This is a genomic window from Mesorhizobium sp. M7A.F.Ca.CA.002.15.2.1 (assembly GCF_003998715.1).
Classification (GTDB): Bacteria; Pseudomonadota; Alphaproteobacteria; order Rhizobiales; family Rhizobiaceae; genus Mesorhizobium; species Mesorhizobium ciceri.
In genome coordinates this window covers 1-4,129 of sequence record NZ_RZPI01000516.1, presented here as the reverse complement: position 1 = coordinate 4,129, position 4,129 = coordinate 1, and the positions used below count along the sequence as shown (strand labels likewise).

Annotated in this window: 4 protein-coding genes and 1 pseudogene; all 5 read left to right on the top strand. The window is 64.5% G+C overall.

What is annotated here, in order from left to right; translation table 11 throughout:
* A pseudogene (locus tag ENZ74_RS23985) lies at positions 1-599 on the top strand (glycosyl transferase family 1); the annotation flags it as partial.
* A gap of 40 nt (positions 600-639) precedes the next feature.
* A complete protein-coding gene (locus ENZ74_RS23980) occupies positions 640-1,635 on the top strand; it encodes a glycosyltransferase family 2 protein (protein ID WP_063169886.1) in 996 nt (331 codons plus the stop codon).
* Complete coding sequence (locus ENZ74_RS23975) at positions 1,635-2,585, top strand: glycosyltransferase family 2 protein (protein ID WP_063169887.1); 951 nt, start codon at positions 1,635-1,637, stop codon at positions 2,583-2,585. Before ENZ74_RS23980 ends, ENZ74_RS23975 begins: the two co-directional genes overlap by 1 nt.
* The gene (locus tag ENZ74_RS23970; RefSeq protein ID WP_063169888.1) at positions 2,575-3,543 is read left to right on the top strand and encodes a glycosyltransferase family 2 protein; all 969 of its coding nucleotides are present in this window, start codon (positions 2,575-2,577) and stop codon (positions 3,541-3,543) included. The genes ENZ74_RS23975 and ENZ74_RS23970 overlap by 11 nt, the downstream gene beginning before the upstream one ends.
* Positions 3,544-3,617: 74 nt before the next feature.
* The coding region (locus ENZ74_RS23965; protein ID WP_164761166.1) for a UTP--glucose-1-phosphate uridylyltransferase at positions 3,618-4,129 on the top strand (512 nt) is incomplete at its 3' end.

Genomic DNA, 4,129 nt, shown 5'->3' with positions numbered 1-4,129 from the left:
GCCGGGTCGGCCCGCCATGGCGGATCGGCTGGTTCGGCGCGCTGCGCTGCCGCCGCTCGCTCGAGCTGCTGGCTGATTTCTCCCGCCGCACGGAGGGCCGCTTCGAGATCGTGCTGCGCGGCCGTCCGGCTTTGTCGGAATTCCCTGACTTTCACGGCTTTGTCGAGGCCGAGCCATGGCTGTCGTTTCTCGGGCCCTACCGCAATCCGGAAGACATGGCGGCGATCTACAACGATGTCCATTTTTCCTGGGCGATCGATTTCTTCGAAGCGGGGCAGAACTCCGAATGGCTTCTGCCCAACCGGCTCTATGAGGGTTGCCGTTTCGGCGCGGTGCCGATCTCGATGGGCAATACCGAGACCGGGCGGTTCCTCAAGCAGCAGGATATCGGCGTGCTGTTGCCGCAGGCGTCGCCCGAAGCGCTCGAAGCCGCGCTAGGCAAGATGGAGGAGCATCGCTTCGCCAGGCTGAAGGGGCGTGTTCTGGCGCGCAACCCGAGGACCTGGAGCTACGATCGCAGCGATTGCCGTGCGCTTGTCGAGCGGCTGCGCAGCCTGACCGCCGTGCCCGGTTCGTTTGCCGCCGAGGCATTGGCATAGGATGGCAGGGGATGGACAGAGGCAAGATGGACAGAGGTTGATGACGCAGACGGAAAAACCCTCATCCAGCCTGATCGTTATCCCATGCCTGAACGAAGCCGCCCATATCGGTGCGCTGCTCGATCAATTGCGGCCCGCGGCCGCCAGGCTTGGCGCCCGGATCATCGTCGTCGACGGCGGCAGCACCGACGGCACGCTTTCCATCGTAGACGAAGTCATTGCCAGGGACCCGCGGGTTATCCTGCTCCACAACAAGCGGCGCATCCAGAGCGCGGCGATCAATCTCGCCGTCGGTACCTTCGGCGATGGTGCCGACTATCTCATCCGCATCGATGCGCATGGCGGTTATCCCGACGATTATTGCGACCGGCTGGTCGAGGAAGCGCTGGCTACATCAGCGGATTCGGTTGTCGTTTCGATGCTGACCAGCGGCAGCGGTGCCGTGCAGAAAGCAGCGGCCGCGGCGCAGAACTCCAAGCTCGGCACCGGCGGCTCGAAGCATAGGCATCTTTCGCAGGGACAGTGGATCGATCACGGCCATCATGCACTGATGCGGATATCGGCGTTCGGCGCCGTCGGCGGCTATGACGAAACGTTCAGCCACAACGAGGACGCCGAGCTCGATTATCGCCTGCGCAAGGCCGGCTACAAGATCTGGATGAGCGGCAAGACGCAGATGGTCTACTACCCGCGCGGCTCGCTCTCAGGCCTCTATTTCCAGTATCTCGGCTACGGTCGCGGGCGTGCCAAGAATGTGCTGAAGCATCGCGTCATCCCGAAGGTGAGGCAGATGGTGCCGCTGCTGGTGTTCCCGGTGGTGCTGCTGGCGGCCTTCTCTTTCGTGCACTGGCTGGCGGCGGTGCCGCTGCTGCTGTGGGCGTCGGTGTGCCTGGGCTACGGGCTGGTGACGGCTATCCGCCAGCGCAAGGCCGACGTTGCGCTGGCCGGTGTCTCGGCCATGGTCATGCATCTTGGCTGGTCGGTCGGCTTCTGGCTGCAGCTTCTCGGCCTCGGCTCGCGACGAGGAGTGGCCTGATGGCGGTGTCGGCAAAGAACCGCAGCATCGACATCGGCGTCTGCACGTTCCGCCGGCCGGAACTGGCCGACACGCTGCGCTCGCTCGACGCCATGGAGATGCCGGTGGGATTCGATGTCCGCATCGTCGTCGCCGACAATGACGACACCCCATCGGCCCGTGACCTGGTGGCGGCGCTGTCGCGGGAATTGACGGTGCCGATCCACTATCAGCACGCCCCGGCGCGCAACATCTCGATCGCCCGCAACGCCTGCCTCGATGCGAGCACCGCGGATTTCGTCGCCTTCATCGACGACGACGAGACGGCCACGACGCCATGGCTTGCCGAACTGGCCGCGATGGCGCAGCAAAGCGGTGCCGCCGCCGTGCTCGGCCCGGTCAGGGCGCGCTATCGCCCGGACGCGCCGGACTGGATGCGGCGCGGCGATTTCCATTCGACCTTGCCCGTCTGGGTGCGCGGCGAGATCCAGACCGGCTACACCTGCAACGTTCTGCTGCGGATGGGCTCGGACAGCCTGCGCGGCCGCCGCTTCAGCCTGGCGCGTGGCCAGACCGGCGGCGAGGACACCGAATTCTTCGACCAGATGCACAAGGCAGGCGGCCGCATCGCCTTCTCGCCCGAGGCATGGGTCGACGAGGTGGTGCCGCGCTCCAGGGCGGCATTCGATTGGCTCGGCCGCCGCCGCTTCCGCGTCGGCCAGACGCATGGCCATCTCCTGGGCAGCAGCGCCAGCGGAATCGGTCTGGCCAAGCAGGTCGGCCTGGCCTCGGCAAAGGCCATCTATTGCTTCGCCTCGGCACTTCCGGTCGTCGTCAGTCCGGTACGCAGGAACCGCAGCGTGCTGCGCGGCATTATGCATGTTGGTGTCGTCAGCGGCCTCGTCGGCATCCGCGAAATCCGCCTCTATGGCCAGCCTTCGCCACAGGAGGGAGGCAAGCGTGCAGCCTGACGTCAGCTCTATCCCCGATGTTTCCTTCGTTATTGCCGCCTACAATGCCGAGACGACCCTTGATCGGGCGATCGCCAGCGCCATCGCCCAGAAGGGTGTCAGCGTCGAAATCATCGTCGTCGACGACAAGTCGCGCGATGCGACGCTCGATGTTGCGCGGGCCTATCCCGGGGATATCGTCCGTGTCATCGCCCTGCCAAGCAATCGCGGCCCGGGCGGCGCCAGGAATGCCGGCCTCGATGCCGCCCGCGGCAGATGGATCGCGGTTCTCGATTCCGACGACGCGGTCTTTCCCGGCCGGCTCGCCAAGATGATCGCGCGTGCCGAAAGCGCGGATGCCCAGATCGCCGTCGACAATCTGCAGGTCGTTCGCGAGGACGGCGTTATCGAGGACGCGATGTTTCCGCGGCAATATCTGGAAGGCTTGCGCGAGATTTCGCTGGCCACCTACATCGCCGGCAACATCGTCTTCGAATCCAAGTTCAACCTCGGCTACCTCAAGCCGATCTTCCAGCGCGAGTTCCTGAACGAAAACCGGCTTCGCTATGACGAGAAGCTGAGGATCGGCGAAGACTACATCCTCTTTGCCGCCGCCCTGGCCAACGGCGGAAAATGCGTCGTCGAGCCCGATATCGGCTATGCCTACCATATTCGCAGCGTCTCCATTTCGCGCGTGCTCGAGCTTCACCACGTCGAAGCCATGCGCAGGGCGGATGCCGTGTTCGCTCAAACCCATCGGATGGATGAGGCCGCGCAAGCCGCGTTCGCGCGGCGTGGCCGCAGCCTGCGCAAGGCGGCATCGTTTCTGTCACTGGTACAGCACATCAAGGCGCGGTCCCCGCTCAAGGCGATCCGGACTGCGCTCAGCGACCCGGCGGCGGTCAGGCATATGGGCATGCCGATCGCCGTGCGGTTGCGAAGAATGGCGGCACAATTTGCCGTCGGGGCGGGGAGGTGAAGATGCAGGCACATGGAGGGAATTTTCGTGGCCTGTGAACGGATTGAAGTCGATCTCCTCAGAAGGAATTTGCGATGAAGAAAATCAGGAAGGCCGTGATACCGGTGGCGGGGCTTGGAACGCGGTTCCTGCCGGCGACCAAGTCGATGCCGAAGGAAATGCTTCCCGTCGTCGACAGGCCCGTCGTCCAATATGCGGTGGACGAGGCCTTCGAGGCGGGCATCGAACACATCGTCTTCGTGACCGGTCGCAACAAGGCGGTGATCGAGGACTATTTCGACCTGCATCCGGAATTGATCGGCACCCTGGAGCAGACCGGCAAGAAGACCCAGCTGGAGGCGCTCGAAAGCATGCTGCCTGTGGCCGGCGCCACCAGCTTCATCCGCCAGCAATCCCCGCAAGGCCTCGGCCATGCCGTCTGGTGCGCGCGCGAGGTTATCGGCAACGAGCCCTTCGCCTTGCTGCTGCCGGACATGGTGTCCTTCGGCGGTCGCGGATGCCTCGCCGAAACCGTCGAGCTTTATGAGCGCACGGGCGGCAACGTAATCGCCGTCGAGCGTTGCGAACCCAGCGAGACCAACAAATA

Coding starts and splice junctions, on each gene's coding strand:
- ENZ74_RS23980 (WP_063169886.1), top strand. CDS start 640: ATGACGCAGACGGAAAAACCCTCATCCAGCCTGATCGTTATCCCATGC.
- ENZ74_RS23975 (WP_063169887.1), top strand. CDS start 1,635: ATGGCGGTGTCGGCAAAGAACCGCAGCATCGACATCGGCGTCTGCACG.